The following is a 26854-nucleotide window of genomic DNA, read 5'->3' as shown; positions in this document are numbered from 1 at the left end:
CTGACGGTTTTTTATTTTTATCACACTGACTGCGACAAAGCCATCAAAACTCTTCGTACAACGGCAAAGTTAGAAACTCAACAAAATCATCACGTGTGCTCATGTCTTCAAAAATCTGAGCAGCTTTAGCAACAGTGCTCAAGCCTTTGAGTGCAGACTCAACTTTGGCTGTTTCTTCAGTCACCATGCTGCGCACCAAATCAGCAGTGACTTTGCGACCATCGTCCAGCACACCTTTGTCTGAGCGTATCCATTGCCAGACTTGCGAGCGAGAGATTTCGGCAGTGGCGGCGTCTTCCATCAGGTTGTGAATCGGTACACAGCCATTGCCCGCGAGCCACGCTGCGAGGTAATGAATGCCCACATTGATGTTGTTGCGTAAACCATTCTCTGTGATGGGCGCTTCGGGTTTGAAATTGAGCAAATCATCAGCCGTAACCGTCACGTCATCACGCTGTTTCTCGAACTGGTTCGGTTTGTCGCCAAGCACTTTGACGAATTCTGCCATCGCCACATCCACCAAGCCTGGGTGCGCGACCCAACCACCATCGTACCCATCTCTCGCATCGCGGGTTTTGTCATTGCGAATGCCTGTGAAGGCGCGCTCGTTTGCCTCAACATCAGTTTTGCTGGGAATCAAGGCACTCATACCGCCCATGGCGGGTGCGCCGCGCTTGTGGCAGGTTTTGACCAACAATAATGCGTAAGCGCGCATGAATGGCGCCGTCATCGTCACTTGCGAGCGGTCGGCCAAGCAGAAGTCTTTGTCGTTTTTGAATTTTTTGATGCACGAGAAAATATAATCCCAGCGACCTGCATTCAAGCCCGCACTGTGCTCACACAACTCATACAAAATCTCATCCATCTCAAAAGCCGCCACAATGGTTTCAATCAACACCGTCGCTTTAATCGTGCCTTGCGGAATACCCAGGTTGTCTTGCGCACGAACAAATACGTCATTCCATAAGCGTGCTTCTAAATGCGACTCCATTTTGGGCAGATAAAAATACGGGCCTGCACCGCGTGCGAGCAGCTCTTTCGCATTGTGGAAAAAGTACAAACCGAAATCAAACAAACCACCCGACATCCGCTCACCATCGACCAGCACATGCTTTTCGTCTAAATGCCAGCCACGCGGGCGCACGAGCAATGTCGCGGTTTTGTCATTGAGCTTGTACGATTTGCCATTGGTCTCAAAATCAACTTGGCGACGAATCGCGTCAAATAAATTGATTTGTCCCTGAACTTGATTGTCCCAGCTGGGTGCGTTTGAATCTTCGAAATCCGACATATAAGCATCTGCGGCCGAATTCAGCGCATTGATAATCATCTTGCGCTCAACAGGCCCTGTAATCTCAACTCGGCGACACTGCAAAGCAGCAGGAATTGCTGCAACTCGCCAGTTTCCCTCACGCACCGACGCTGTTTCCGCCAAAAAATCAGGTCGCTCACCCGCATCGAGGCGCGCCGCACGCGCCACGCGCGCCGCCAACAGCTCTCGACGTCTCGATGCAAACGTTCGGTGCAAGTCAGCAATGAAACTCAATGCCTCAAATGACAAAATCGCCGCATACTCGGCACGCACTGTGCCATTGATTTGCACACCAGCAGGAAGAGGAATGGACATGAAGTGCTCCTGAGAGGAAGTTGAGATTTATCTGTATTATGTCTTATATAAGAGTTAATGGCAAGGCTTTTGTTGCAGTGCGGACTTGTGCTTTATATTTTGAGCATGGGTCATCGGCTATGACCGCATACACCCCTCCTTTCTTCATCAATCCTCCGAAAAAACCATTAAGACACGATAAAAAAACCCACACCAAGTTGGTGTGGGTCAGAAAGGGAAGCACAGCCTCCCACAGCAGTAATCATTGGGTCATACTGTACCCAAACAATATGTTGATTATTTGGATGCGCGAACTGTTGTGCAGCTGTTGGCTGCCAACAAAAACAACCCACCCGCAATCGCGAGGTTTTTAAAGAAGTTGATTTGCTGCATCTGTGCCATTTCGGCAGGTGCTGCCCAGAACTGGTGAAAACCCAGTGCGGATACGATACAAAACACCGCGAGAATTAGCGCAGCCCAATAGGTTTTGACATTAAACAACAAAGCAGCAGCAACACCGACCTCGACCACGATGGCCAAAATCGCAGCAACAGTGGGTAATGGCAGACCCTGTGACGCGATGTAATCCACCGTGCCTTCAAAGCCTGTGATTTTGCTCAAACCCGCAGGGATAAACAATGCGGCAATGAGCACGCGGCCTAAGATGTTTAGAACTTGAGATGACATGATAAAAATTTCCTATAAAAAAGGTGTGTCAAGATAAAGGGACACGATTAAAGAAACAACTGCTGATTTATAACATGAACAAACTACTTCGTGGGCGACTGAACCAGTCGCGCCACAATCTGTGTGACCAAAGGTCGAAGGACGAACAACAACACAAAGGCAATCGGCCAAACCCGAACATACGCATGCATCCATTGTGAAAAAAAACTTTCGCCCCAACCTTGATTAATCAAAGTAACAAAGCCAGACATCAAAAGTGCCATAAAACATGACATGAAAAATGCTGTAAGTAGAGCAGCATATTTAGAGTGAATTTTTGTCATAGCAACCTCAATCTAAAGCAGGTAAATCGAACAACAACACTTGAGTACCGTCACTCAAGAGCGCATCCACACTGGATTCATCGCTCATCTGCACAGCATCACCAGCGGACAAGCGCACGCCATTCACCGTGGCTGAGCCAGTGGCAACATGAACATAGGCCAATCGTTGAGGACCCAAAGCGTAGTGACGCTCACTCAAACCATCATCCGCGTGAGCGACGAGAAACACGGCGTCTTGATACAACCGAAACGCCCCCTTTTGCCCCAACCACTGCCCATTCGGTGCAGCAATCGCACGCCAACCATCGTGGACTGGCAAATCACTGAGGTTCTGCTGTTCATATTCGGGCTCAATGCCTGTCACGTTTGGCTCAATCCAAATTTGCAATAAATGCGTGATCGAGTCATCTCTCGAATTAAACTCCGAGTGACGCACACCGCGCCCTGCGCTCATTTTTTGCACTTGTCCTTTGAGAATCGCCGCTTGGTTGCCCATGCTGTCGCGGTGTGACAACTCACCATCGAGAATGTAGGTGATGATTTCCATGTCCTGATGACCGTGCATGCCAAATCCCATGGTCGGTGCAACCAAATCTTCATTGATGACCCGCAGCGGCCCAAAGCCCATGCGAGCAGGATTAAAGTACTGTGAAAACGAGAAACTGTGCTTGGCTTTTAACCAACCATGGTCAGCACCGCCGCGCTCGCTAGATAAAATCGTTTGCAACATGATGTCCTCCTAAAAAATTTCGATAAGCACAGTGTACGCCGAACACATACTAAGATAAATCGGTAAAATGCCAAATAACTTTCTCAAAAATGGAACAGTCATCCACCATGCAAACGCCCTCATTAGACAATCTACATTTGTTCATCGCTGTCGCTGACGCAGGTGGTTTTAGCCGAGCCGCCGAGCGACTCGATTTGCCCGTCGCGACACTCTCCCGTCGCATCGCTGCGCTCGAAAAAGAACTCAACATTCCCCTGTTTAAACGCAACACCCGCAACGTCAGTCTCACGCCAGCGGGCGAAGAGTTCTACGCGAGCCTCGTACCCGCACTTGAGTCTGTGCAGTTAGCCATGAATGAGCTGTCCAACTCAGCCGCCCGCATTGAGGGGCACATTCGCCTGACCACCCCAGCCGACTTTGCTCGTCTGTGTTTGTCCAAACCTTTGAGCCAGTTTCTCAGCCTCAACCCACACGTTCGTTTGGACTTGAATCTGAACTCTCATCGCATGGATTTGGTCAAAGAGCATGTTGACTTGGCGATCCGCATTGGCCATCTCAGCGACTCGGCGCTGTATGCCACCCACCTATTTGACATGCCACTCAAACTCTACGCATCGCCAAGCTATCTGGCCAGCCTGCCGTGCATTCAAACCCCCGAAGACCTCAAACACTGCAACCTGATTCGTCTGAAAACCAACGGCAACAGCCCTGTCGGTTTGCTGCGGTTACAAAAAGGCAAACAAACCATCGAGCAAACCCTGCAAGGCAACCTCACGGCCAATGATATGGGTGTGGTGATTTCCCTCACCGAAGCAGCAGCAGGCATCGCCCTCATCCCCGAAGCTTTCATCACGAATCAAGTCGCCAGCGGGACACTGGTGAAAGTCCTACCTGACTGGCGCAGCATCAAAACCCCTGTCCACGCCGTCACCACCGCCCGCAACCCGCCTGCTCGTGTCAAAGCACTCGTTGCTTATCTCAAAGAGCAACTGGCTTACCTGCATGTCAAGGACTGAGCAAGCCAAGTCTTTTTTGGAAAAGGCCAAAATCTCTCATCGCCCCCAAACAAAAAAGCCCGAAGTGAGATTCAAGTCAGAAATTTTGCTAATAAAGTCACATTTTTAGAAAGACATATCCACAAAAATGTTTTACAACACTAAGAAATAGGCAGGTGACTACGAAAGATGGTAGAGCAAGGCTCATCGTTTTTTTGATTGGTACACCATTCATTCGCAAAACTAAAAGAGAGCTGAGCAATAATGAAAAATGGATGATGGAAATTAATGGGTAAAGAATGGTGGTAGGGTTTAAACTACCACACATATTAATCCCAACGTCTTGATTAGTGAGGTTTTGGGTAATGTCCGTAAACAACATGAACAAAATCCCAAGGGGAAAAATCCAAAATAAGGACAAGGCAAATTTAAGAGTTTTCATCTTAAATGTAGTAGCCTCGCCCTTATAAACGTGACCCCATGCAAGGCAATTCTAAGCGATTTCATTTTTTACTCATCCCACTCGATGGCGTTTTTTAAAGTCCGTACTTAATAATTGACACAATTGCAGTAATAAAGATAGAAGCAAAAATTACTAAAGCTAAAAACACAAAAAATAAAAACGTGTTGAGTGCGCGATTTTCTCGGTTAGTAGAATTTAAAACGTATTTTCGATAAACAAACAAAATCCAAAAAATTAACAACCCTATCATTAAACATAAAATAACCCCTGCAATAGACGAATCAATCTTAGGGAAATTGTCCATATTTGCCCAACTTAAGGGAAGAATAAGAAGCCAACAAACAAAATGAAACGTTAAGAAAAAAGCATTTTTCATCGAATTGCCTCACCTTTAAAATAACTTGATGGTATAGGCATTTCCCATCCTGGTGTGTTGTACCCTGGTGTTGAAATTTGCGGCACATAGCCCATAACTGCTTTTAACAAACCTGAAATATACGAACTACTGTTGTATTCGCCATTCCGCATAACGCTCCCTATAACATTCTTTGGAAGTGAGTAATCAAGAGTGTAGCTACTAAAAGAATGAGCTTTCTTTATAATCTCTTGCGCAAACTTTTGCTTACTCATTCCCTTTGGTGGCTCAACAGGTATCTTCACCTTTATTTCATCTGGCACAGTGTTTCGATAAAAATTTGTTCTAATTAGCTTTAGGTTTTTATTCCCAAGGCTTCTATCGTCCGTTGGCTGACCATCAATTGCTATTATTCCTGTATAAGCATCATCAATAACGATTGTAAAATGTAGATCTGGTCCATTAGGATTAATATAACCAGGTTCAATTTTCACATCCTTAAAAATCCCAGACCCTCTTTTAGCTCCAGCTATACGACCATATAGGGTCACATTTGGCTCTGAATGTTTAACTGCCTCAACAGAGCCTAATATTGTATTCGTTGGTTTTTGCCCACTTGGTTTGGCTTTTGCGTTGTTTGTTGCCATCAAATAATTCCCTCTTGTTCTAATGCCGACACACCAAACCAAGCCGTTAAAGTTTCTGCGCCTTCAGTATTAATACGCGGGCATAAGCCGAACTCATCGGTATACCCCTTGTACACCTTGCCCGTACTTGATTTAATATAATACGCAATACCATCGAGAACTTGCCCCGTTTTTTCGTCTACGGCTCTAATTTGCTCATCGTAAAATGGAGCTAATGCGGGATTCCCGTAGGCATCATCATCGTATGATGATGTATGGTGCAAAACAGAAAGCATGGGCGGCGGCGGATGGCAAGCACATATACATAAGTCGCCCTCCAAAGCGGCTTGCTTACCGTTACCAACTGCAAATCTTCTCGGTCCACCTGATTTTGCAATAACACCTATTTTCCCGCAAGCCTCGCATTTGACTTGCCCACCAATCAAAGCAACTGGGAACATCCCATCACCAAGTGTACTGGTAACACCATTAGGCAGAACGGCTCCACCTGTAACAGGTGGATCTCCTACAACAATTTGTTTTCTCTTTACCATAGTTTGCCCTCCCTTTTGGCTAAATTACAAGTCCAATTGTAGATGCTTTTAATCGTCGGTTGTGGCCAACTCTCAAAATATCTTCACGCGCCCGCCGTCCCTTCGCTCAACACGCCACGTTGCCCTACTAAACTTTGCTCACTCACCGCCCGCGTTTCGTCAGCGGGCACCAGTCGCGCCAGCACGCCACCAAACAAACTCGCATTCACCAATCCGAGAAACACCGCATGAATACTCGCCAGCCAAATCGGCAAAGCTGCGCCCGTCACAGACTGCGCCACACTCTGAATCGCAAAGCCACTCAATGAAAACCCCGTGAGCCACAAAATCACCACCACCAAAATCGGCACTCGTCCCACATGCAACCACCCCAAACCATCCACATCAGGGATGAGCGAATCCAGTAAACTCGAAGGACTGGCCGCCAGCAACATCCCCACCACCTCGACAACAGCGAGTAAAATCATCAAGACCAACGCCGTGGCAAATGGCCATGTATCAGGGGCAGTTAATAGACTCATAGAAACTTTCAAAAAGAGAGGAAAAACGGTAGCATTGTGCCACACCACACCTTTTGATTCACTATAATCACACTACTTTTGATGGAATATCCATTTTATTTTTACACCATCGGGACAGGAGTTTGAGTTTTGAGTGACACGAATTTACCCGAGTCAGAACAATCTACTATTGACTGGCAAGCACCATGGTTGAAACACTTGCCGCTCGAAGCCTGCGACTGGGCGCAGTCGCCCGACCTCATAGAGTCACTCAACCATGCCACAAAGGGCGTGCTCCAATCAGGAAGTGGGCAAACACTCACATTCATCCCGCAAACTGATCTGCCAGATGGTGAGGCCTACGAAGCGCACATTTACCGCACAGGTGGCGTGCCGACTCGACTGAACCTGCATGATTTTTTCAACGCCTGTATTTGGCTGACATTCCCAAAAACCAAAGCCGTGCTCAACGCCCGCCAAGCCGAGCAAATCGCCACACTCGGTGTACAGCACGAGCGCGGCGTGGCACGCGACGCATTAACGCTGTTTGATGAAAATGCGGCGATTTTGATGACCTCCAACACGAGAATTTCTGACGCGCTTCGCCAATTTGATTGGCACAACGCCTTGGTGAGCACTCGCTCACTTTGGGACAACCCATTTCAACCAAACCCTTCAGCGCAAGCAGCCCTCTATCCTTTTGGCCATGCGCTGTTAGAAAAACTCACGGCACCGTACAAAGCGATTTGCACCCACACGTGGGTGGTCAGCGTTGAGGCGAACTGGTTCGCGTTGCCTCTGCCTGAGCGGTTGCGGGACTTGGATCGTCGATTGGCAAAGCAATTGACCCATATTTCCCTCAACCCACGGGATTTCTGCCCTTTGCCCGTTTTGGGCGTGCCGCACTTTTGGGCAGACAATGCTGACCAAACGTTTTACAATGACGCGCGCGTGTTTCGAGCGGGACGCACCCGACTGTCTGCCACGCCACAGCATTGAACAATAAAAACTTCAAATCAACAAGGACAAATCATGGCCGTCAATTTTCCCACCATCACTGCCGATGCACTTCACCCCGTGGCAGGCGTCAAACTCGGCTTCGCGCAAGCAGGCATTCGCAAAGCGGATAAAAAAGACGTGCTGGTGGTTCTACTTGACGAGGGCGCCACTGTCTCAGGCGTTTTTACCACCAATGCTTTTTGCGCCGCACCCGTCACAGTCTGTAAACAGCATTTGGCCGCACAATCAGGCATTCGCGCCCTCATCGTCAACACAGGCTGCGCCAATGCAGGCACGGGCGAACTTGGCATGACCAACGCACAAGCCACCTGCGACGAGCTGGCCAAACAACTCGGCATTTCAGCCAATCAAGTTCTGCCCTTCTCCACAGGCGTCATCCTCGAGCACCTACCGATGGACAAGCTGCTCACAGGCATCGCGCCCGCCATCGAAAATCTCAAAGAGGACAACTGGTACAACGCCGCGCAAGCCATCATGACCACCGACACACTGCCCAAAGCCGTGTCGCGCCAAATCACGATGGATAACCAAACCATCACCCTAACAGGCATCTCAAAAGGTGCGGGCATGATTAAGCCAAACATGGCCACTATGCTCGGCTACCTCGCCACCGATGTCGCCATCGCTCAGTCTGACCTCGACGAGCTCACCCGCCAAGTCGCGGACCAGTCATTCAACAGCATCACCATCGACGGCGACACATCGACCAATGACTCCTTCATTATCATGGCCAGCGGTGCATCAGGCGTTCGAGTAGAAAAAAACACAGCAGCGTGGCATGAATTCGCCGCCGCTCTCCAATCCGTCGCCACCGAACTCGCCCAACTCATCGTGCGTGACGGCGAGGGTGCTACCAAACTCATAAGCATCGTCGTCGAACAAGCGACAAGCACCGCAGAAGCCAAACAAATTGCCTACAGCATCGCCCACTCACCGCTCGTCAAAACCGCCTTCTACGCCAGCGATCCAAACCTTGGCCGCATCCTCGCCGCCATCGGCTACGCGGGCGTAGCTGATTTAGATGTTGCCGCACTTGAGTTGTATTTGGACAACGTCCACGTCGCCACACGCGGCGGTCGCCATCCCAACTACACAGAAGAGCAAGGCCAAGCCGTCATGAACCAATCCGAAATCACCGTGCGCGTCGTGCTCAATCGAGGCACAGCCAACGCCACGGTGTGGACGTGTGATTTCTCACATGAGTATGTGAGTATTAATGCGGATTATCGCTCCTAATAAAATCCAATAGCAAAGAAGAAACAAGCCTGTGAACACCCCAATCAATCCCTTACATCATTGGAACTATTTGATTTCTTTAGAGAAAGACCTAAAGCAAATGGCCGATTACATTGAGTTTAATATTTCGGATCATGAGAAAGTTTACTCNATAAAACCACATACGATAAAAAAGAAAATAAACCTACGTTGGTTCCACGCCTTACAAAAATAAACGCCCCTGATGCTGCTGATTACTCCTTTGACGACTTATGCAAAATGAAGGTTATCTATACTTCTTTTGACTATGAATGCCAACCCTTGACACAAATTGCTGAAAAGAGAAAGACTGGAAGCAGTGTCAAAATAGGCTTTTTAGATGCATACAACGCCCAAAAGCACAGTAGACCTGAAGACTTCAACCAAGCTAACTTAAAAAACGCACTCGATGCATTCGCTGCCCTTTTTTTATTGAACTGCTTTTATTACGCAAAAGAGCTAAGAGGGAATGACTCAAAAACCGTCCCAAAACCATGGCCAACTATAGTTACACTTGAGCCTCAATATCTGTATAGCAATGCCATGAATTTCGGCAGAAATGCTGATTTAAATCAATATGTTAAATTAGAGGGATTAAGAACAAAGGGCCAAAACCGATAGAAGCAAGAACAAAGCATATTGTCAGCTGGAATGCGAACATCAGAGTAAGGGTTTGGTCATGTTTACAAAAGCGATGGTTTCAACGCGCTCTACATCACTCGTTAAATGAGCAATGGCTTTAAGGCAAAATAGGCATGACTCAAGGTCACCCACAAACTTTCATGCCACTTTCTCCATGTAAAATTTCATCATAAATCAAACAAAAATACTATGAACCCACTTCTCACTCAAACCCTTGAAACCCTCAAAACCACCCTCGAGTGCGCGCAGCTCGTTTTACCCACCACAGAGCAGGATGTTAACTGGTCAGCCCACGCCTACACCTGGCAAGTACGCCACGGTCGTGGTTCGCTGCATGGCTTGGTCAATCCGCGCCTGTTTGACTTGGATGAGTTGAGTTCAATTGACCGTCAAAAAAATGCGGTGATTCGCAACACTGAGCAATTTGTCAAAGGCTTACCTGCGAATCATGTGTTACTCACGGGTGCACGTGGAACAGGTAAATCATCGTTGGTACGGGCGTGTCTCAAACGTTATGCGGATAATGGGTTGCGAGTGATTGAGGTGGAGAAGTCCGATTTACATGACTTGCCGCAGATTGTCGATTTGATTCGCCATCGGGCTGAGCGGTTTATCGTGTTTTGCGATGATTTGTCGTTTGAGCATCAGGATGTGGGCTATAAGGCTTTGAAAGTCGTATTGGATGGTTCATTCAGCGGCTATGCCGAAAACGTGCTGGTTTATGCCACGTCAAACCGCCGTCATTTATTGCCCGAATACATGTCAGACAATGTCGGCTACACCCACCCATCTGACGAAGAACTGCACCCATCCGAAACGGTGGAGGAAAAAATATCGTTGTCTGAGCGCTTCGGTTTGTGGCTGAGTTTTTATCCGTTCAAACAGGACGACTATTTGACCATTGTTATGCAATCCGTCGCCCGCCTTGGCTGGAGCCCAAGCTCAGAAGAAGAACAAACCGAACTACGCAAAGCCGCCCTCCAATTCACACTGGAGCGCGGCTCGCGCTCAGCGCGTGTGGCGCAACATTTCGCGCGTCAGTGGGTCGGCGAAAAATTACTGGGGCAATCATCATGAGCGAAATCAAAATCATTGACGTCGCAGTTGGTGTATTGTGTAACGATGCGGGTGAGGTGCTGTTTGCGCAACGCCCAGAAGGCAAGCCAATGGCGGGTTACTGGGAGTTTCCAGGCGGTAAATTAGAAAGCGGCGAATCCGTCCACCAAGCCCTCGCGCGTGAACTGCACGAAGAGCTGGGCATTAACATCGGCCCGTCAATTCACTGGCGCGTGATTGAGCACGTTTATCCGCATGCACATGTGTTGCTGCATTTTCAAATCATCCGCGAGTGGACAGGCACACCGCACGGTAAAGAAAATCAAGCGTTGCATTGGCAAAAGCTCGTGGTGCGCGATGGCGTGGTTGAGGCACAGGACACACAACCGATATTGCCTGCGACTGAGCCATTGCTGGTTGAGCTGGCCGATGCGATTGAACAAATATTGAGTGTTTAAATACCCTACATGGTCACTTTAGGAAATGCGAAGTAAGTCTACTTTTTCTGAAAAAGCCAACTTGTCTTATCCTATTGATTTGGTAACAAATTTTTTCAGGGTTTTCCTGGAAAAATTTCTATCTCTGAGCACGAAAACGAACAAAGTGAAGTTTCACGAGTTTCAAAACAAGCGCAGCGCAGTTTCTGTAAAAAGTAGGTTTTTACTTTTTTCGTATTCCCTTTACATCGCCAGCGACATCCGCCCCCACCCTGACAATTGCATCAGTCGCTCCAGCGCATAACCGCCAATGAGCGAGTTGCCTTTTGCATCAAGCTCGGGCGACCACACACATACTGTGCCGATGTTGGGAATCACCGCCACAATCCCACCGCCGACACCCGTTTTCAGCGGCAAGCCAATCCGATAAGCATAGTCGCCCGCCGCATCATAAGCACCACAAGTGAGTAACAAAGCATTAACGCGGCGAGCCGCTTCGCTGGTGAGCACCTGCTCGCCACTGCCAATGTCTAAACCATCGTTGGCGAGAAAAATGGCGGCCTGTGCCAGTTGGGTGCAACTCATCTCGGTGGCACATTGGCGGCAATAATTATCCAGCACCAGTTCTGGCGAATTAACAAAATTACCAAAACTTTTCATGAAGTAGGCCATGGCCATGTTGCGATGTGCGGTATCTCGCTCACTTTTGGCAACTTCTTTGTTCCAGTTCAAATCTGGCGAATCGGTCATGCGGCGCAAGAAATTCAATAATGCCAAATCAAGGTGCGCGTATCGCTGCGTCAAAATATCGGTGACCACCAACGCCCCCGCATTGATGAATGGATTACGAGGGATGCCATGCTCCGTTTCGAGCTGCACCATCGAGTTAAAGGCGTTACCGGACGGCTCACGGCCAATCCGCTGCCAAATATCGTCGCCAATCAACTTGAGTGCCAACACAAAGGTGAACAGCTTAGAAATACTCTGAATCGAGAACAGCACATGGGCATCGCCAACCGCATAATGCCGCCCATCCACCATGGCGATTGCCATGCCAAATTGATTCGGTTCAACCCTTGCTAAAGCGGGTATGTAGTCGGCAACGCGTCCTTTACCAAACAGCGGTTGAACTTCCTCAAAAATAGTGGCCAGCCACAGGTCTACAGATGTACTCATGGTGAAATTAGGTGTGGTTTTTCAATGGCATTATGTTACCGCGTTTGACCGATTCAGTTGGGTTTATTGGCGCGCTCAAGTGGCTTTTGTTACAATGTTCGCTAGACAGACGCCCTGTATCACGAGGCATTAAGGTCAATAAAATCAATTCTGGGAGCTGTTATGGCATGGCATGTGTTTCATCTCAACAAAACCACTGTGATCGGTCTACTGCTGATATCGGTTTGGGCTGTCACACCCCTCGCATTCGCACAAGAAACCTCAGGCACTGCCCCAACAAACACCCAAAACACCTCAGCATCCGCACCGAAATCCACACCAACAAAAGGGCGTGAAAAGGTTGGTTTGGTACTGTCAGGCGGCGGTGCCAGAGGCTTGGCGCATTTGGGTGTTTTACGTGCTTTAGAGAAACAACATGTACCGATTGATTATATTGCGGGCACCAGTGCTGGTGCTCTGATTGGCGGCATGTATGCCTCAGGGATGTCGGTGGATGAGATAGAAAACCGTATCAAAGATGTGGATTTGCAAGCCATCTCATTCGCCACTCAAGATCGTCGTTATCTACCACAAAACACCAGAAATTTAGAATACAGCTCAAATACCGCTGTCGATGTGAGCATCAGCGAAGGCGGTAAAGTTACCTTACCAATTGCCGTCTCGAGCGGCACACAAGTTGAGCAGTTACTGCGCGATATTTTACGTGACAAGCCTTATGACGTTGATTTTGACAAACTGCCGATCCCCTTTCGAGCGGTTGCATCGGATTTAAGCACTGGGCAAATGGTGGTGCTCAAGCAAGGCCAGTTGGTGCAAGCACTGCGCGCCAGTATGTCAATACCTGGGGTATTCGCCCCAGTTGAAAAAGATGGTGTTTTACTAGTTGATGGCATGGTCGCTCGTAACCTACCTGTGGATGTTGCCCGTCAAATGGGGGCCACACGTATCATCGCCGTAGATGTCGGCTCTGAGCTACACACCAAAGAAGAGCTCAACAGCGTGGTATCCGTCTCAGAGCAATTGCTCAGTTTACTCGTCAAGCGCAACGTTGAGGAGCAAGTGGCCAGCTTGACGAAAAATGACTTGTTAATTCGTCCCGCGCTGGGTAAACTGAGCAACCTTGACTTTAAAGCTGGTAAAGAAGCACCCGCTATCGGCGAAGCAGCGATGCAAACACCCGTGATTAAACACCAACTGGCCAGCCTCGCAGTTTCACCCGCAGCCTACACTGCGTACACAAATCGCCACGTCAATCAACCCGCAGCCAAAATCCCCGTTGACTACGTCAGGGTTGAAACCAATGGTTTGGCCAGCCCTGCCACGTTAGAAAGTCAACTGGCAATGAAAAACGGGGCGACATTTGACATTGATACCGTCAATCAAGACATTCAAACACTGATGACTTCTGGCCGCATTAGTGTGGTTCGCTATCAGGTCAATCGCGTGGGTGACAAAACCGAACTCGTCTACCAAGTTACTGAAAAAGACGGTGCATCTAATGCCTTGCGCGCTGGTATAGAGGTTCAAGGTGACTCGCCTACTAATCAACAATTTTCACTACATTTATCACACCATAAAGTTTGGCTAAACAAACTTGGTGGTGAGTGGCGCAATCAGTTAATCTTGGGTAAGAAAACTACTTTGATTAGCGAAATTAATCAACCATTCTCAAGCAGCACGTCCCTATTCATTCGCCCTCAGGTAAAAATTGCCTATGAAAAACTTCCTGTTTACTCTACACAAGGTAGCGATTCAGCAAGCGACACAAAAGGTCAAGACCTAGCCAGTGAGTACCGTCGTACTCGCAAAGAAATCGGATTTTTGATAGGCTCACCCATTAAACGCATTGGAGAGTGGGGTATTGGTGTGTCTCGTCGCCATGTTTACGTGTCTGGAAACGACGCCAATCCTGATGTCATTATTCCGAGTGTTGGCGTGTGGCGCACCACACTTGATACAAAGTTGACAATAGATCAGCTTGATGATTTATCTTTACCAACAAAAGGCTACTTCCTTCGCGCTTATGCAAATATCAGCCCTCAAACCACTCAAGGACATCGCTTTTGGCAAAGTGGCTTACAAACACTATGGGCGGCAAGCAAGAACTCTCATTCCATTAACCTGCGTTTTGAAGCGGCAGGTAGTAACAATGATGAGTCTGTCTATCTTTCCCCTTACAATTTAGGTGGTTATCAACGTTTATCTGGTTATTCTCCCGATCAGTTTATTGGTAATTACATGATGCTAACAAACGCCACTTACCGCTATCGAACAAAATGGTCTTTATTGGGCAACTCCTTATACTTAGGCGCCTCATTAGAAGCAGGTAACACATGGGACTCGCATCACGACATCAAAGCGGGTTCACTACGTTACTCTGGCAGCGTTTTTGGTGCATTAAATACCCCTATTGGTCCTGCACAGATAGGGGTTGGCCTTTCGGCCAAAGGCAATGCACGATTTTATTTCTCTCTCGGCAGAACATTCAGTGAAACCCCTTAATTCATGACTCCATCAAACATCGTTACAACCTATCTTGATAGCCAACCAAACCACTCAGCGCATCAAACCAACTTTGAAAAAGCCTTTGATGGTCAGCCTGACGACTGGAAAAATGCCCCCGTGAAAGCCGAGCCAATTCGCATGACGTTCTCAGGGCGAGGCAAAGACTACTTTTCGTTGTGGTTGACCAATTGGATTTTGGCGATTGTCACGCTGGGGGTTTATTCAGCATGGGCCAAAGTGAGGCGACTGCAATACATCCATCAAAACACCCAACTCGCAGGCTATGCATTTGGCTTTCATGGCGAGCCAAAAACGATTTTGTATGGCCGCATCATCGCCGTGGCTTTATTAATCGCTTCTTATCTCGGTGATTTTTTTCAAGAAGTGAATGGATTGGTCGCTGTCTCGTCTGGTGTTTCGCTTTTGTTGTTTTTGGCATTTCCTTGGTTCATGCGCTCGTCTATGCGGTTTTACTCTCGCAACAGCAGTTACCGCAATGTTCGATTTTCATTCAAAGGCTCCATCAGTGAGATTTATAAAATTTATCTGCTGGGACTGCTACTGACCTTTGTGACACTGGGCTTGGCTTTCCCCTATTTGGTGTATCGGGTGAGACGCTACCACGTCGAGAACAACCATTGGGGCAACAACGCCTTTGCCTTCGATGCCAAAAAAGGGGCGTTTTTTGGTGTGTATTTGGTTCATAGCATCATCGCCATTGGCCTGTACATGCTCGTCATTGCGGTTGCCAGTATTTATCTGGCCTCTTATATGCTTGAGATTGAGCGTATTTTAGAGGGTGGTGCTTCAGAAAAAATACAGATGCTTGTGCTGGCTGGATTAGCGGTCACCGCCATGTTTTTGTTCGTTGTCTACAAAATCAGTACCGCAATAACACAAGATTGGTTGTTCAAAATTTCATGGAACCACACCCGAATTGGTCAAAGTCAATTCACGTGTGACCTGCCTGTATTCAAATTGTACCTACTGCGCTGGTTCTGCTTTGTCACCAGCATCGTCACCTTGGGATTTTTTGCGCCATTCGCACACATGCTCATCACCAAAATACGCTTATCCAGCATCGGCCTGATTCCCGCTCATGACTTTGATCTGGCGCAAGCAGCCTTTGATGCAGACACCACACGCTCTGCCGAAGTGGCCGACATGCTCGACTTTGATATTTCTTGGTAAGGATGGTTATGGCACGAATTGACTTTTACGATGGCAGCAGTGCACACGCTCATGAGGCTCGTGTGTTTGTGCAAGATGGTGCAATCATCATCCATGCCAACGGCCATGGCTACACCATTGTTGCCTCAGAGGTAGAGCCCACCTTATCAACGCCGAATGCTCGTAGGTTCATCCATCTACCCCACCACATGGCTTTGGAGTTTCACGACAATGCTGACGCTGAACATCTACTCGATGAACTTAATGCGGCACACCTTAAACCCATGCGCTGGTTTGACAAACACTATCGCTCGTGGTCGTTCATCAGCAGCGCGTTCGCTGTCTTTGTGGTGTTGATTGCCGCGATTTATTTGTTTGTCTTGCCTGCCGCATCCGATGCCATTGCACAACGTTTACCCGCTGACTCGCTCAACATCATGAGCCAATCGGTCATCACTGAATTAGAATCCTCGGGTTACGTTAAAGCCTCCACATTGTCTGCCACTCGCCAAGCGGAGTTACTCGCTAAGTTCAACGCCCTTAAAAAACCCGACACCAGTGTGCCTTTCACCTTGCATTTTTTCAGCGCACCCGACATCGGCCCCAATGCATTTGCGCTACCATCAGGCGATGTGGTTTTACTCGATGAGTTGGTCAATGTCGCCAACAGCGATGCACAAATACTGGGGGTTTTATCGCATGAGCTAGGCCATGTCGCCCATCGTCACACCATGCGCAACATTGTCCAAAGCGGCATTGTCAGTTTTGCAGTATCGGCATGGCTAGATGACTATGGCAATACCCTCCTCAATCTCGGTGCTTCAACCATTTTGTCACAAAAATACTCTCGCGATTTTGAGCGCGAAGCCGATGACTACGCGATTAAGATGATGAAAATGAACAATCTATCTCCTGCTGAGCTTGCTGATTTGTTCGTGCTCATGGAAAAACAACAGACAGAATCCAATAGCAACACCACGGAATCCGAAGAATCATCAATCATTGATTTACTACAAAGTCACCCACCCACACCAGAGCGGATTGCCACACTACGTGCAGCTGCACAAACCAAATAACACCATATGAAAAACACCTTTATTGACCAACTCAATCGCGCATGGCATAGCCAAAATTCATTGCTCTGCGTCGGCATTGACCCCGATTTAGACAAGCTACCAACGCCGCTGAAAGACCTATCCATCCACGACGCTTTTTATGCCTTTGGTAAAAGCATTATTGATGCCACGGCACCCCATGTGTGCAGCTTCAAACCACAAATCGCTTATTTCGCCGCCCACTCTGCCGAGGACGTGCTGCAAGACCTCATTCGTTACAGCCATGAGCAGTATCCGCACATTCCTGTCATTCTGGATGCCAAGCGGGGGGACATCGGCTCAACTGCCACGCAGTACGCCAAAGAAGCCTTTGAGCGCTATCGTGCCGATGCAGTCACCGTCAATCCCTATATGGGACGAGACTCTATAGAGCCTTATTTGGCTTACCCAGACAAAGGCGTCATTATTTTGTGTCGCACATCCAACTCAGGTGGCTCAGATGTGCAGTTCCTTAATGTCCAAGTTGGCAACGAGACTCGCCCGCTGTACCAGCACATTGCCCACTTGGTGGCTCATGAGTGGAACACATCAGGACAATACGCCCTCGTGGTCGGCGCAACATTCCCCGATGAAATCCGCAAAGTTCGCGCCATCATCGGCGATATGCCGTTACTCATTCCGGGTATCGGTGCACAAGGCGGTGACTTGAAAGCAACACTCGATGCGGGTTTGACTCATCTGAACACGGGCGTCATCATCAACTCATCCCGTGCCATAATCTACGCAAAAGACAGCGAAGATTATCAAGCTGCAATGCAACAAGCCGCCGCTCAAACCCAAACAGACATCAACCAATATCGAAATACCACGGTATAACTGGTGCAATACAAACCGAGAGCAATGGCTCTCGGTTTTTACTTTTCACTCGCCCCCGATGACTCAAGCAGAGCGGCGAAACAATCTATGCAGCATCAAAAAACCGAACACGCCCGCAATCAACGACGCCAATAAAATCGACAGCTTCGCATCATTAATCATTGCTGCATCATCAAAAGCCAACAGTGTGATAAAAATGGACATCGTGAAACCAATCCCACCGAGCAATCCTGCACCAAAAATCGCCTTCCAATTCAAATCTGATGGCAAACTACACAGACCAAAACGCACGGCCAAATAAGTCATCAAGAAAATACCCAACGGTTTGCCCACCACCAAACCAAGCATGATGCCCACACTGTGGCTTTGACTCAAAGTTTGCCCAAGATCGCCACTCAATACAATCGCGGTATTGGCCAAAGCGAATATGGGCAGAATAATGAATGCGACAGGTTGATGCAATATGTGTTGGAGTTTGTATGAAATAGAGTTTTCTTCTTGGTCATCTTTGCCAAAAGGAATGGCAAACGCTAATAAAACACCCGTGATGGTAGCATGAACACCAGACTGCAGCATAAAGAACCACATCAAAACACCGCCGACCAAGTACACAGACAATCTTTTAATCTGAAGTCGATTAAACACCAACAAAAAGGCAAAAATACCCAAAGCGATGGTCAAATTGCCCCAGAAAATCGTTTTGGTATAAAAAATCGCAATGATTAAAATTGCACACAAATCATCAATCACTGCCAATGCCGTTAAAAAAATCTTCAGTGACACTGGCACGCGAGAACCTAACAACGATAAAACCCCTAAGGCAAACGCAATATCCGTCGCCATCGTAATCCCAGCACCAGACTGAGCGGGCGTGCCGTAATTGAGAGACAAATAAAGACCAGCGGGCACCAAGACCCCACCCAGCGCAGCAAACATCGGTAATAAAGCATCTTTTAAGCGAGACAACTCACCCACATACACTTCGCGCTCTAACTCCAAGCCAATCAACAAAAAGAAAATCGCCATCAGCGCATCATTCACCCAGTGCTCCACCGACAAACCCAGCCATTTGGTCTGCCACATGTCGAGGTATGACTCGCCAATCGGTGAGTTGGCCAATACTAAAGACAAAAGAGTACAAGCAATGAGCACCAAACCACCTGACTTTTCGCTTTCGAGGAAATCCTTGAACAGCGATTGGCTTGTGTGTGAACGAATTTTTGACATAACACCCCTCTGTAAGCACTAAAAATAGTATTTAATACTGGCCAAAAATCACAGCCAGCAACTAACCATCAAATAATCAAAAGAGGATTTATCCTCCTTGAAATCCGCCTTGGCGAAAAGTCAGCACCAAGGTATCACGATACCCCATCTGATCCAGTGGCTGTATGGGTGTGGACTCATGAATGACACGCTCATCATTGAGCAACAGAACACTCCAGGGTTGACTGAGTGTGAATCGTTGACCATTGGGTCCCTGAGCCTCAAACACCCGCGTTTCCCCCCCCTTGATGCCATAGCGATCAATCATGATGACCGCCACAAAATCCACTCCATCACGATGCGCACCTTCAGGCGTTGGACGACCAATGCCATCGGTGGTATCAATGCGAAATTGATGCGCCTCAATATACCACTGTGGCGTCGGCTTGAGCTGATGACACAATTGAACAAAGGCACGCAGGAGCGCAAGCCATGCGTCATGATGCGTCAGCTCGTCTGACATCGGTTCAAACCAGCGCTCCATTCCACCATGCAAAGCATTGTAAACGATAGGTTGCCAATGCGCCCGATGCGTCGTTTGTTTGATACTTTCGTCATCCGCGATGAAGCAACTATGACGGCGGTAGCGATAGCGCCCACCATCTTTGAGGTATTGATCTACAGGCAAATCTTGCCATGTCTCATTAAAACACTGCAAGACGCCAAGCTCAAGATGCGTTAACTCAGCCAATGTTTCAGCACTGAACACAGCATAACCTTGGGCGCGCATGGTTTCAATAAGAGAGCCAGCGTCAGTGAGTGGAGGAGAAATGAGTAAGCTCATCGTTTTAACTTTCAGTGGTGGGTTCACGTGACAGTAGTTGTTGCACAGCCAGCTGCGGGGTCATGCCATCGAGTAAGGCACACACCGTTTGCGTGATGGGCATATCCACACCATGCTGATGCGCCAATCGCGCCATGGCATGGGCACACAAAGCACCTTCCGCCACATGCCCTAACTGAATCGTGATGTCACCCACACTGCGCCCTTTCGCCAGCTCTAAACCCACTGCGCGATTGCGTGACAAACTACCTGTGGCTGTCAGGATCAAGTCACCCAAGCCTGTCAGGCCAGTCAATGTCGCAGGCTGTGCGCCCAGTGCTTGCCCCAAACGCAGCATTTCTGCAACACCGCGAGTAAGTAGTGCCGCGCGGGCATTCATGCCCAGAGACAAACCATCACATACACCAGCAGCAATTGCCAATACATTTTTCAACGCACCGCCAAGCTCAACACCGATGACATCGTGCGTGTGGTAAATCCGCAGTGCACTGTGGTGCAGTTGTTGGGCAAACAAAGCATTCAAACGCACAGAATTAGATGCCAAAGTCAAAGCACAGGGCTTTGCCTGCGCGACCTCTTGAGCAAAAGAAGGGCCAGACAACACACCACAAGCACTGGTTGCACCCAGCACATCAAACACAATTTGATGGGGCAGTTGCGCGCTGTCACGCGACAGACCTTTACACAACCACAGAACAAGTGCCCGCGCACCTATGCGCTTGACGTGTTCGACCATTTCACGCAAAGCAGCCAGCGGTGTGGCGATGATGATCAAATCATTCTCATGCGCATGTGTTTGGATGACTTTGTCCAGCGATGATGAAAAGCTCAATGCCTGACTCAAACGCACACTCGGTAAATACGCGCTATTAAAATGTGTTTGCGCAATCGAGGTCATTTGTAACTCATCTCGCCCCCAAAGCGTTACACGGTGGTCAGGTCGGTGCTCGGCAAGGCTTGATGCCAAAGCACTGCCCCATGCGCCTGCACCCAATATGGCAATATTCATGATTCATCCTGTGAGTAAACAAAGTACAACCACACCACACTAAAAACATCATCGCAACAACAAAAAACCCACGCACTTTAAACCAAGCACGTGGGTTTGGCTCAAAATACGACAAACATTATTGTTTGGTGGCGTTCTGAGCTTGTTCGAGCTTGCTTTGATAAAACTGCTCAAAGTTCATTTCGGCCAAATGCAATGGCGGCAATGAGGCACGCGTGAGCAAATCAGCAATGTTCGCACGCATGTACGGATACAACATTGATGGGCACACGATATTCAGCACTGGACCGAGTTGTTCCTCAGGCAAGTTGGTGATTTCAAAAATACCTGATTGCTTAACCTCAAGCAAGAAGAATACTTTTTCTTTGAGCTTAGCCGTAATCGTGGCATTCACATCCACTTCATACGCATCGTTGTCCAACTGACGGTTTTCGGTAGAGATTTCGATGGCGACTTGGGGCGCCTCGGTTTCCAAAAAAACTGCAGGGGCATTCGGCAACTCCAAAGAGGTGTCTTTGAGGTATACACGGCGCAAATCAAAAGTCGGTTGTGCTTGTTGTGCTTGTTCAGTCATTTTTCTTCCTTAAATGGTATTTATTGATGAATTACTGGTTGAGTAATGGGGTCAATTCACCCGCACGTTCGAGTGCAGCCAAATCGTCAAAGCCACCCACATGCGTTTGCCCGATGTAAATCTGTGGCACCGTGCGGCGGCCAGTGCGCGCCATCATGGCATCGCGTTCGGCAGGGTCTTCGTCAATGCGAATTTTTTCGATGGTTTCAACACCCTTTTGTTTGAGTAACATTTCTGCGCGGGTGCAATAAGCGCAGTAACCTGTGGTATACATGAGTACTTTTTGCATCATGACCTCACTCATTTGACCAAAGGCAATTGTGCTTCGCGCCAAGCCTTTAGGCCGCCCTCAAGCACGTGAATCTCGCCAAACTCAGCCGCAGCGAACGCTTTGACCGCGCCAGCCGCACGCTTGTCGCTTTCGCACACGAGTAACACAGGCTTGTCTTTTTTCAGCTTGAGCAAAGCGATTTGCTCTGACAACTGCTGGTAAGGCAATGACTTGGCATTTTGGATGTGTCCAGCGGCGTATTGCTCGACGTCACGCACATCAATAATCTGCGCTTTAGTGTTAATTAGTTGTGTCGCTTGCGTCACTGAGACTCGAGAAACACCACGCCCTGTAATAATAGGGAGTAAAAGCAAGCCACCCGACACCAAAGCGACGACGACCAGAGCAAAGTTCAGCGGTTCTAAGAAAAAATCCACAGAGAGTATCCTTAATAAGTCCATTGTTATTTTATGATGATGCGTTCAGATAACCCGTGTAAAAACCACAACGTACCCAAACGCAAAGAAACATTATAGAATAGAATGTGCTGCGCGTCCAAAATCATCTGCGCTTATATTTTTGTTGTCCTCACAGCCATTGTGATTAGGACATGCTTCAGGAGAGCATTTATGTATAAAGTCGTATTGTTTCGCCATGGCGAAAGCCAATGGAATCTTGAAAACCGCTTCACAGGCTGGACCGATGTGGATTTAACCGAAAACGGTCGTGCCGAAGCCGTTCGGGCAGGCAAGCTGCTAAAAGAAGCAGGCTTTCAGTTTGACATCGCCTTCACCTCCGTGTTGACCCGCGCGATTCGCACCCTTTGGGGTGTACTTGACGAAATGAATCAAATGTACATTCCCGTGCACCCTGACTGGCGCCTCAACGAGCGTCATTATGGCGCATTACAGGGTTTGAACAAATCAGAAACTGCTGCCAAATACGGCGATGAACAAGTGCATATTTGGCGCCGCGCTTACGCCATCGCACCAAACCCATTGGATCCTTCTGATGAACGTTTCGCAGGCAATGACCCGCGTTACGCCAACGTACCACGTGATTTATTGCCTTTGACTGAATGCTTACAAGACACTGTTCACCGTGTCGTACCTTACTGGGAAGAGTGCATTGTGCCCTTTATTTTGTCAGGAAAAAATGTGGTTATCGCCGCGCATGGCAATAGCTTACGCGCTTTGGTCAAGCACCTTGACGGCATTGGCGATGACGAAATTGTGAACCTCAACATCCCAACGGCGCAGCCTTTGGTGTATGAGCTCGATAAAGACTTAAAACCAATCAAGTCCTATTATCTGGGTGATGCCGATGCTATTGCCGCTGCGATGAATGCCGTGGCCAATCAAGGCAAGGCAAAATAATTGAAAAATACTGAAACGCGGGGCAATACGGCGTTTAATTGAATGGAAACTATTCCATGCCACTTTTAAAAATGGTTACAGAAATGAAAAAAGCAGGTTTGGTTATCAGCGGTGCAGTCGCTGGCGTGATGTTGAGTTTGGGTTTAACCGCCTTTGCAGACGATACCCCCACCAAAAAAGGGGCGCTACCAGTCGAGGCATTGAGCAAGCTATCACAAACATTCGGCGTGATTAAAGGCAATTACGTCGATGAGGTTAAAGATGAGGCAATACTTGAGGATGCCATCGCAGGCATGGTCAAAGAGCTTGACCCCCACTCCCAATACTTCAGCGAAAAAGAATTTGCAGAGTTCCGCGAAGAGATTTCAGGCAAGTTTTCAGGCATTGGCGCTGAAGTTCAAGCGGGTAAAGGCGCTATTTTGGTTATTACGCCAATTGAAGACTCGCCAGCATTCAAGGCGGGCATTCTCGCTGGTGACTCGATTGTGAAAATCGACGACACACCAGTGGCCAACTTAAGTGGTTTAAGTGCAGGCATTTCGCGTCTGCGTGGCAAAGAAGGCACCCCCGTCAAAGTCACAGTGGTGCGCAAAGGTGAATCAAAGCCTTTGGTGTTCAACATCATTCGAGCCGTCATTCAATCCCAAAGCGTCAAATCAAAAATGATTGAACCTGGTTACGCGTGGGTGCGTTTGACCAGCTTTCAAGACCCAACCCTTAAATTATTCGCCGAAAACATCCGTAAGCTTTATGCTCAAGGCGACATCAAAGGCTTGGTACTGGATTTACGCAACAACCCAGGCGGTTCATTGCCCGTGTCAATTGGCATCGCCTCAGCCTTTTTGCCCAAAGATGTGGTGGTGGTTTCATCAAAAGGACGTATTGCTCAGTCCAACGAAGTTTATAAAGCCACACCAAGCGCTTATGCAACCCGTGAGTTTCAAAACGACTTACTAAAAGACTTACCCGCCGCGATGAAAACAGTGCCCGTGGTTGTTTTGATTAATGGCGCCTCGGCTTCCGCATCAGAAGTGGTCTCAGGTGCGCTACAAGACCACAAACGCGCGACCATCATGGGGATTCAGAGCTTCGGAAAAGGCTCCGTACAGACGTTATTCCCCGTTGACCGTGAAGGCAAAACTGCCGTGAAAATCACGATTGCTCGCTACTACACCCCAAGTGGACAGTCGATTCAGGCGCGAGGCGTCATTCCTGATGTGGCATCAGATGAAAACGCGGATGGCAAAAACCCCATTTATACGCGCGAGTCCGACATTCAAGGTCATTTGTCCAATGACAGTGGCGTGAAAGAAGAAAAGCCCAAAGACATTTGGGATGAATGGGTAAATCAAGAAGACGACGATCTTGATGGCACGAAAAAGGAAAAAGCCAAACCAAAGGTTTATGGCGATACAGATGACTTTATGCTGCAGCAAGCCATCAAATACCTCAAAGGCCAACCCATCGTGCCCGTCAAAAAGAAAGCCCAATAAACCGATTGCTCAAAGCCCGTGACCCACATCACGGGCTTTGTCGTTGTAACGACAGATTGTCAAATAGTTTGACACAACATCAAAGGAAATAGCGATGTTACATCTGATACAAGAAAAAATCAAAACAGGCGAATCCATCAAACTAAATCTCGATTGTGGTTATAGCCACACGGATGACTTTATCAACATTGACAAATTCGCCAACAGTGTGCCCGACTGGGTCATGGATATCGAACAAATGCCATGGACCATTCCCAATGACACAGTGGATGAAATGGTCATGGCTCATGTCCTTGAGCACATTGGTCAAGAAGCCGCGGTTTATATGAGCGTTTGGCAGCAGCTTTATCGGGTCTGTCGAGATGGTGTGTTAGTTCACATCGTTGTGCACACCCTCGGCACAACAACTTTACTGCCGATCCAACCCATGTGCGCGCTGTCGCACCGTTGAGTCTGTCTCGATTGAATAGAGAAACCTGTGTGTATTGGACAAAGACTGGCTTTGCCAACACACCACTCCCACTGTACTATGAGGTCGATTTCACCACTGAAAACATCCTTTTGACTTTGAACCACATTGGATGAGCCGCTTTGAGAGCGGCGAATTGACAAAGTCTCAGTTATTTGAAGCCGAGCAACAATTCAACAACGTCGTGACCCAATATCGCTTCATGCTGCGCGTCAGAAAAGCCAGCAAACCATGACCAAGACACTAAAAGATCTGATGCAAAGCGGCTATAACGCCTTTACCAACAATGATTACAGTCAGACCATATCTCACTGTGAGGCCGTGCTGTCCATTGCCCCTGACAACGCTGAAGCTCATCATCTAATGTCTCACGCCTACAAAGTATTAGGCAACCATCACTTATCAGAAGCACTGCTGTATCGCGCCATTTCGCTTGATTCAGCCAACCCTCAATACCACTACAACGCCGCCGTCAACGCGTCAAAACAAGCCATCAAAACCGTGCCATGCTGCATATGCACAGGCACTGCGAGTCTCGCCCAATATGCATGACGCACTTTGGAATTACGGCGAATGTTTGCGCTTGGATGAGCACTTTGACGCCCAATACGGCCATGAAGCACAAATGCAAACTGAACTGCCCATCATCAACATGAGCGCGTACACAGAGAATTTCGCAGGCACATTGGCCGTAGCCAGCCTGTGCGAGCGGGTTATCACCATTGACACATCTTACTTTCATCTGTACGGTGCAGCTGGCCTGCCAACGTGGTTACTTTTATGTGAAAAGTGCGACTGGCGTAATAGTTGGTAGCGCAATGGCTATGACTGGTATGAGCACCTTGAACTCATTCACCAGCAGCGCGATGGAGATTGGTCTGATGTGTTTGCTGTAGTGGACAACAAACTTCAACAACCACCAGTCAATCACCTCAGACAACAAGCGAAATAACGCAAAAAAAACGCACCCTAAGGTGCGTTTTTTACAATCAAATCAGTTTTTACACTTTGATTTCGACATCAACGCCTGCTGGCAAGTCGAGCTTCATCAAAGCGTCAACCGTTTTATCCGTTGGATCTACGATGTCCATCAAGCGTTGGTGTGTGCGGATTTCGAACTGGTCACGTGACGTTTTGTTCACGTGAGGTGAGCGCAATACGTCAAAGCGTTGGATGCGTGTTGGCAAAGGTACTGGACCCTTAACAATCGCACCAGTGCGTTTGGCAGTTTCAACGATTTCAGCAGCTGACTGGTCGATCAAACGGTAGTCAAATGCTTTGAGACGGATACGAATTTTGGTGCTGGCCATAATATTTCCTAAAGAGCGTAGTGAACAGTATTGATATTTGGTTTAAATAAAACATCAATACTGTCACCGATTAAATAAAGAACGAAAAAACAATCAAGCAAAAACAGCGAAGCCGCCATTATAGCTGCTTCGCTGATATCATGCAAATTACGCGTTAATTTTAGCCACAACACCCGCGCCGACGGTACGACCGCCTTCACGAATCGCAAAGCGCAAACCTTCTTCCATCGCGATAGGTGCGATGAGTTTAACGCTGATTGATACGTTGTCAC

32 protein-coding genes are annotated in these 26854 nt (G+C 48.1%); 16 read left to right on the top strand and 16 right to left on the bottom strand.

All coding sequences use genetic code 11. From position 1 onward, the window contains the following. Positions 1-43: 43 nt before the first annotated feature. From aceB to IE082_RS08805, 4 genes are all read right to left on the bottom strand, one after another. Positions 44-1627, bottom strand: a complete 1584-nt coding sequence (aceB, locus tag IE082_RS08820; protein ID WP_189493560.1) for a malate synthase A — start codon at positions 1625-1627, stop codon at positions 44-46. 276 nt (positions 1628-1903) lie between these two features. Next, on the bottom strand, positions 1904-2293 hold the full coding sequence (locus IE082_RS08815; protein WP_189493559.1) for a DoxX family protein: 390 nt from the start codon (positions 2291-2293) through the stop codon (positions 1904-1906). Positions 2294-2376: 83 nt separating this feature from the next. Further along, entirely contained in the window at positions 2377-2616 is a 240-nt protein-coding gene (locus IE082_RS08810; protein ID WP_505706068.1) for a DUF2798 domain-containing protein, read from the bottom strand. Positions 2617-2623: 7 nt separating this feature from the next. After that, positions 2624-3346: a pirin family protein gene (locus IE082_RS08805; protein WP_189493557.1), complete on the bottom strand. Its 723-nt coding sequence runs from the start codon at positions 3344-3346 to the stop codon at positions 2624-2626. 107 nt (positions 3347-3453) lie between these two features. Here IE082_RS08805 and IE082_RS08800 point away from each other — a divergent pair, with 107 nt between their 5' ends. Then, positions 3454-4362, top strand: a complete 909-nt coding sequence (locus IE082_RS08800) for a LysR family transcriptional regulator (protein ID WP_189493556.1) — start codon at positions 3454-3456, stop codon at positions 4360-4362. Between the two features lie 814 nt (positions 4363-5176). On the opposite strand, the gene IE082_RS08795 is transcribed toward IE082_RS08800, so the two are convergent. The 3 genes from IE082_RS08795 to IE082_RS08785 form a co-directional block, all read right to left on the bottom strand. After that, positions 5177-5806, bottom strand: a complete 630-nt coding sequence (locus tag IE082_RS08795; protein WP_189493555.1) for a hypothetical protein — start codon at positions 5804-5806, stop codon at positions 5177-5179. Further along, complete coding sequence (locus IE082_RS08790; RefSeq protein ID WP_189493554.1) at positions 5806-6339, bottom strand: PAAR domain-containing protein; 534 nt, start codon at positions 6337-6339, stop codon at positions 5806-5808. The genes IE082_RS08795 and IE082_RS08790 overlap by 1 nt, the downstream gene beginning before the upstream one ends. An 83-nt stretch (positions 6340-6422) precedes the next feature. Then, the gene (locus tag IE082_RS08785; RefSeq protein ID WP_189493553.1) at positions 6423-6860 is read right to left on the bottom strand and encodes an OB-fold-containig protein; all 438 of its coding nucleotides are present in this window, start codon (positions 6858-6860) and stop codon (positions 6423-6425) included. 129 nt (positions 6861-6989) lie between these two features. On the opposite strand from IE082_RS08785, the gene IE082_RS08780 reads away from it, so the two are divergent. The 5 genes from IE082_RS08780 (at position 6990) to mutT (ending at position 11269) form a co-directional block, all read left to right on the top strand. Then, positions 6990-7838: a DUF3025 domain-containing protein gene (locus IE082_RS08780; RefSeq protein WP_189493552.1), complete on the top strand. Its 849-nt coding sequence runs from the start codon at positions 6990-6992 to the stop codon at positions 7836-7838. Between the two features lie 33 nt (positions 7839-7871). Beyond that, on the top strand, positions 7872-9095 hold the full coding sequence (argJ, locus tag IE082_RS08775) for a bifunctional glutamate N-acetyltransferase/amino-acid acetyltransferase ArgJ (RefSeq protein WP_189493551.1): 1224 nt from the start codon (positions 7872-7874) through the stop codon (positions 9093-9095). A 300-nt stretch (positions 9096-9395) separates the two neighbouring features. Further along, positions 9396-9734, top strand: coding sequence for a hypothetical protein (locus IE082_RS08770; RefSeq protein WP_189493550.1), 339 nt, complete (start codon positions 9396-9398; stop codon positions 9732-9734). A gap of 210 nt (positions 9735-9944) precedes the next feature. Beyond that, positions 9945-10832 (top strand): ATP-binding protein, encoded by an 888-nt coding sequence (locus IE082_RS08765; protein WP_189493549.1) that lies wholly within the window; start codon positions 9945-9947, stop codon positions 10830-10832. Beyond that, positions 10829-11269 (top strand): 8-oxo-dGTP diphosphatase MutT, encoded by a 441-nt coding sequence (gene mutT, locus IE082_RS08760; protein ID WP_189493548.1) that lies wholly within the window; start codon positions 10829-10831, stop codon positions 11267-11269. Before IE082_RS08765 ends, mutT begins: the two co-directional genes overlap by 4 nt. Before the next feature lie 222 nt (positions 11270-11491). Here the strand turns inward: mutT and IE082_RS08755 are convergent, their stop codons facing one another. Continuing rightward, positions 11492-12424 (bottom strand): glutaminase, encoded by a 933-nt coding sequence (locus tag IE082_RS08755; protein ID WP_189493547.1) that lies wholly within the window; start codon positions 12422-12424, stop codon positions 11492-11494. Between the two features lie 162 nt (positions 12425-12586). On the opposite strand from IE082_RS08755, the gene IE082_RS08750 reads away from it, so the two are divergent. Genes IE082_RS08750 through pyrF form a run of 4 tightly spaced genes read left to right on the top strand, consistent with a single transcriptional unit; the run spans position 12587 to position 18030 of the window. After that, on the top strand, positions 12587-14926 hold the full coding sequence (locus IE082_RS08750) for a patatin-like phospholipase family protein (protein ID WP_189493546.1): 2340 nt from the start codon (positions 12587-12589) through the stop codon (positions 14924-14926). A 3-nt stretch (positions 14927-14929) separates the two neighbouring features. Next, positions 14930-16120, top strand: coding sequence for a YjgN family protein (locus tag IE082_RS08745; protein ID WP_189493545.1), 1191 nt, complete (start codon positions 14930-14932; stop codon positions 16118-16120). 8 nt (positions 16121-16128) lie between these two features. Next, a complete protein-coding gene (locus tag IE082_RS08740; protein WP_189493544.1) occupies positions 16129-17175 on the top strand; it encodes a M48 family metallopeptidase in 1047 nt (348 codons plus the stop codon). 6 nt (positions 17176-17181) lie between these two features. Continuing rightward, entirely contained in the window at positions 17182-18030 is an 849-nt protein-coding gene (pyrF, locus tag IE082_RS08735; protein WP_189493543.1) for an orotidine-5'-phosphate decarboxylase, read from the top strand. A gap of 63 nt (positions 18031-18093) precedes the next feature. Here pyrF and nhaA read toward each other — a convergent pair whose 3' ends face one another. From nhaA to IE082_RS08705, 6 genes are all read right to left on the bottom strand, one after another. Beyond that, entirely contained in the window at positions 18094-19257 is a 1164-nt protein-coding gene (nhaA, locus tag IE082_RS08730; protein ID WP_189493542.1) for a Na+/H+ antiporter NhaA, read from the bottom strand. Positions 19258-19345: 88 nt separating this feature from the next. Then, positions 19346-20080, bottom strand: coding sequence for a 2OG-Fe dioxygenase family protein (locus IE082_RS08725; protein WP_189493541.1), 735 nt, complete (start codon positions 20078-20080; stop codon positions 19346-19348). Between the two features lie 4 nt (positions 20081-20084). After that, on the bottom strand, positions 20085-21089 hold the full coding sequence (locus tag IE082_RS08720; RefSeq protein WP_189493540.1) for an NAD(P)H-dependent glycerol-3-phosphate dehydrogenase: 1005 nt from the start codon (positions 21087-21089) through the stop codon (positions 20085-20087). A gap of 118 nt (positions 21090-21207) precedes the next feature. Then, a complete protein-coding gene (gene secB, locus IE082_RS08715; RefSeq protein ID WP_189493539.1) occupies positions 21208-21663 on the bottom strand; it encodes a protein-export chaperone SecB in 456 nt (151 codons plus the stop codon). Positions 21664-21694: 31 nt separating this feature from the next. Further along, on the bottom strand, positions 21695-21952 hold the full coding sequence (gene grxC / locus IE082_RS08710) for a glutaredoxin 3 (protein WP_189493632.1): 258 nt from the start codon (positions 21950-21952) through the stop codon (positions 21695-21697). Positions 21953-21963: 11 nt separating this feature from the next. Next, on the bottom strand, positions 21964-22371 hold the full coding sequence (locus tag IE082_RS08705; RefSeq protein WP_189493538.1) for a rhodanese-like domain-containing protein: 408 nt from the start codon (positions 22369-22371) through the stop codon (positions 21964-21966). 192 nt (positions 22372-22563) lie between these two features. On the opposite strand from IE082_RS08705, the gene gpmA reads away from it, so the two are divergent. The 6 genes from gpmA (at position 22564) to IE082_RS08680 (ending at position 26086) form a co-directional block, all read left to right on the top strand. Next, entirely contained in the window at positions 22564-23310 is a 747-nt protein-coding gene (gpmA, locus tag IE082_RS08700; RefSeq protein ID WP_189493537.1) for a 2,3-diphosphoglycerate-dependent phosphoglycerate mutase, read from the top strand. Positions 23311-23366: 56 nt separating this feature from the next. Then, a complete protein-coding gene (locus IE082_RS08695; protein WP_189493536.1) occupies positions 23367-24803 on the top strand; it encodes a S41 family peptidase in 1437 nt (478 codons plus the stop codon). 94 nt (positions 24804-24897) lie between these two features. Beyond that, positions 24898-25254 carry a class I SAM-dependent methyltransferase gene (locus IE082_RS08690; RefSeq protein WP_189493535.1) on the top strand — a complete coding sequence of 119 codons (357 nt, stop codon included), beginning with the start codon at positions 24898-24900 and terminating at the stop codon, positions 25252-25254. Between the two features lie 130 nt (positions 25255-25384). Then, positions 25385-25507, top strand: a complete 123-nt coding sequence (locus tag IE082_RS11365; protein ID WP_268244691.1) for a hypothetical protein — start codon at positions 25385-25387, stop codon at positions 25505-25507. Continuing rightward, positions 25504-25824, top strand: coding sequence for a tetratricopeptide repeat protein (locus IE082_RS08685; RefSeq protein ID WP_189493534.1), 321 nt, complete (start codon positions 25504-25506; stop codon positions 25822-25824). The genes IE082_RS11365 and IE082_RS08685 overlap by 4 nt, the downstream gene beginning before the upstream one ends. Further along, positions 25817-26086, top strand: a complete 270-nt coding sequence (locus IE082_RS08680; RefSeq protein ID WP_189493533.1) for a hypothetical protein — start codon at positions 25817-25819, stop codon at positions 26084-26086. Before IE082_RS08685 ends, IE082_RS08680 begins: the two co-directional genes overlap by 8 nt. A gap of 187 nt (positions 26087-26273) precedes the next feature. On the opposite strand, the gene rpsJ is transcribed toward IE082_RS08680, so the two are convergent. Together rpsJ and IE082_RS08670 are read right to left on the bottom strand one after the other, a co-directional pair. Further along, positions 26274-26582 (bottom strand): 30S ribosomal protein S10, encoded by a 309-nt coding sequence (gene rpsJ, locus IE082_RS08675; RefSeq protein ID WP_114561857.1) that lies wholly within the window; start codon positions 26580-26582, stop codon positions 26274-26276. Positions 26583-26729: 147 nt separating this feature from the next. After that, positions 26730-26854 (bottom strand): EF-Tu C-terminal domain-related protein (locus tag IE082_RS08670; protein ID WP_505706069.1); only part of this gene is annotated, 125 nt, incomplete at its 5' end.

The organism is Formosimonas limnophila, assembly GCF_014652675.1.
Taxonomy (GTDB): domain Bacteria; phylum Pseudomonadota; class Gammaproteobacteria; order Burkholderiales; family Burkholderiaceae; genus Hydromonas; species Hydromonas limnophila.
The sequence above is the reverse complement of the archived record's forward strand: the minus strand, read 5'-3'. Positions and strand labels throughout refer to the sequence as shown.

What these genes read in the sequence shown, in the direction of transcription:
- IE082_RS08725 (WP_189493541.1), bottom strand. Translation starts at nt 20,080, where the DNA reads ATGAGCTTACTCATTTCTCCTCCACTCACTGACGCTGGCTCTCTTATT.
- nhaA (WP_189493542.1), bottom strand. Translation starts at nt 19,257, where the DNA reads ATGTCAAAAATTCGTTCACACACAAGCCAATCGCTGTTCAAGGATTTC.
- IE082_RS08685 (WP_189493534.1), top strand. Translation starts at nt 25,504, where the DNA reads ATGACCAAGACACTAAAAGATCTGATGCAAAGCGGCTATAACGCCTTT.
- IE082_RS08720 (WP_189493540.1), bottom strand. Translation starts at nt 21,089, where the DNA reads ATGAATATTGCCATATTGGGTGCAGGCGCATGGGGCAGTGCTTTGGCA.
- secB (WP_189493539.1), bottom strand. Translation starts at nt 21,663, where the DNA reads ATGACTGAACAAGCACAACAAGCACAACCGACTTTTGATTTGCGCCGT.
- aceB (WP_189493560.1), bottom strand. Translation starts at nt 1,627, where the DNA reads ATGTCCATTCCTCTTCCTGCTGGTGTGCAAATCAATGGCACAGTGCGT.
- argJ (WP_189493551.1), top strand. Translation starts at nt 7,872, where the DNA reads ATGGCCGTCAATTTTCCCACCATCACTGCCGATGCACTTCACCCCGTG.
- rpsJ (WP_114561857.1), bottom strand. Translation starts at nt 26,582, where the DNA reads ATGGCCAGCACCAAAATTCGTATCCGTCTCAAAGCATTTGACTACCGT.
- IE082_RS08800 (WP_189493556.1), top strand. Translation starts at nt 3,454, where the DNA reads ATGCAAACGCCCTCATTAGACAATCTACATTTGTTCATCGCTGTCGCT.
- IE082_RS08805 (WP_189493557.1), bottom strand. Translation starts at nt 3,346, where the DNA reads ATGTTGCAAACGATTTTATCTAGCGAGCGCGGCGGTGCTGACCATGGT.
- IE082_RS08680 (WP_189493533.1), top strand. Translation starts at nt 25,817, where the DNA reads ATGCATGACGCACTTTGGAATTACGGCGAATGTTTGCGCTTGGATGAG.
- IE082_RS08795 (WP_189493555.1), bottom strand. Translation starts at nt 5,806, where the DNA reads ATGGCAACAAACAACGCAAAAGCCAAACCAAGTGGGCAAAAACCAACG.
- IE082_RS08755 (WP_189493547.1), bottom strand. Translation starts at nt 12,424, where the DNA reads ATGAGTACATCTGTAGACCTGTGGCTGGCCACTATTTTTGAGGAAGTT.
- IE082_RS11365 (WP_268244691.1), top strand. Translation starts at nt 25,385, where the DNA reads ATGAGCCGCTTTGAGAGCGGCGAATTGACAAAGTCTCAGTTATTTGAA.
- IE082_RS08690 (WP_189493535.1), top strand. Translation starts at nt 24,898, where the DNA reads ATGTTACATCTGATACAAGAAAAAATCAAAACAGGCGAATCCATCAAA.
- IE082_RS08740 (WP_189493544.1), top strand. Translation starts at nt 16,129, where the DNA reads ATGGCACGAATTGACTTTTACGATGGCAGCAGTGCACACGCTCATGAG.
- IE082_RS08745 (WP_189493545.1), top strand. Translation starts at nt 14,930, where the DNA reads ATGACTCCATCAAACATCGTTACAACCTATCTTGATAGCCAACCAAAC.
- IE082_RS08815 (WP_189493559.1), bottom strand. Translation starts at nt 2,293, where the DNA reads ATGTCATCTCAAGTTCTAAACATCTTAGGCCGCGTGCTCATTGCCGCA.
- IE082_RS08765 (WP_189493549.1), top strand. Translation starts at nt 9,945, where the DNA reads ATGAACCCACTTCTCACTCAAACCCTTGAAACCCTCAAAACCACCCTC.
- IE082_RS08785 (WP_189493553.1), bottom strand. Translation starts at nt 6,860, where the DNA reads ATGAGTCTATTAACTGCCCCTGATACATGGCCATTTGCCACGGCGTTG.
- mutT (WP_189493548.1), top strand. Translation starts at nt 10,829, where the DNA reads ATGAGCGAAATCAAAATCATTGACGTCGCAGTTGGTGTATTGTGTAAC.
- IE082_RS08750 (WP_189493546.1), top strand. Translation starts at nt 12,587, where the DNA reads ATGGCATGGCATGTGTTTCATCTCAACAAAACCACTGTGATCGGTCTA.
- pyrF (WP_189493543.1), top strand. Translation starts at nt 17,182, where the DNA reads ATGAAAAACACCTTTATTGACCAACTCAATCGCGCATGGCATAGCCAA.
- IE082_RS08810 (WP_505706068.1), bottom strand. Translation starts at nt 2,616, where the DNA reads ATGACAAAAATTCACTCTAAATATGCTGCTCTACTTACAGCATTTTTC.
- IE082_RS08790 (WP_189493554.1), bottom strand. Translation starts at nt 6,339, where the DNA reads ATGGTAAAGAGAAAACAAATTGTTGTAGGAGATCCACCTGTTACAGGT.
- gpmA (WP_189493537.1), top strand. Translation starts at nt 22,564, where the DNA reads ATGTATAAAGTCGTATTGTTTCGCCATGGCGAAAGCCAATGGAATCTT.
- IE082_RS08695 (WP_189493536.1), top strand. Translation starts at nt 23,367, where the DNA reads ATGCCACTTTTAAAAATGGTTACAGAAATGAAAAAAGCAGGTTTGGTT.
- grxC (WP_189493632.1), bottom strand. Translation starts at nt 21,952, where the DNA reads ATGCAAAAAGTACTCATGTATACCACAGGTTACTGCGCTTATTGCACC.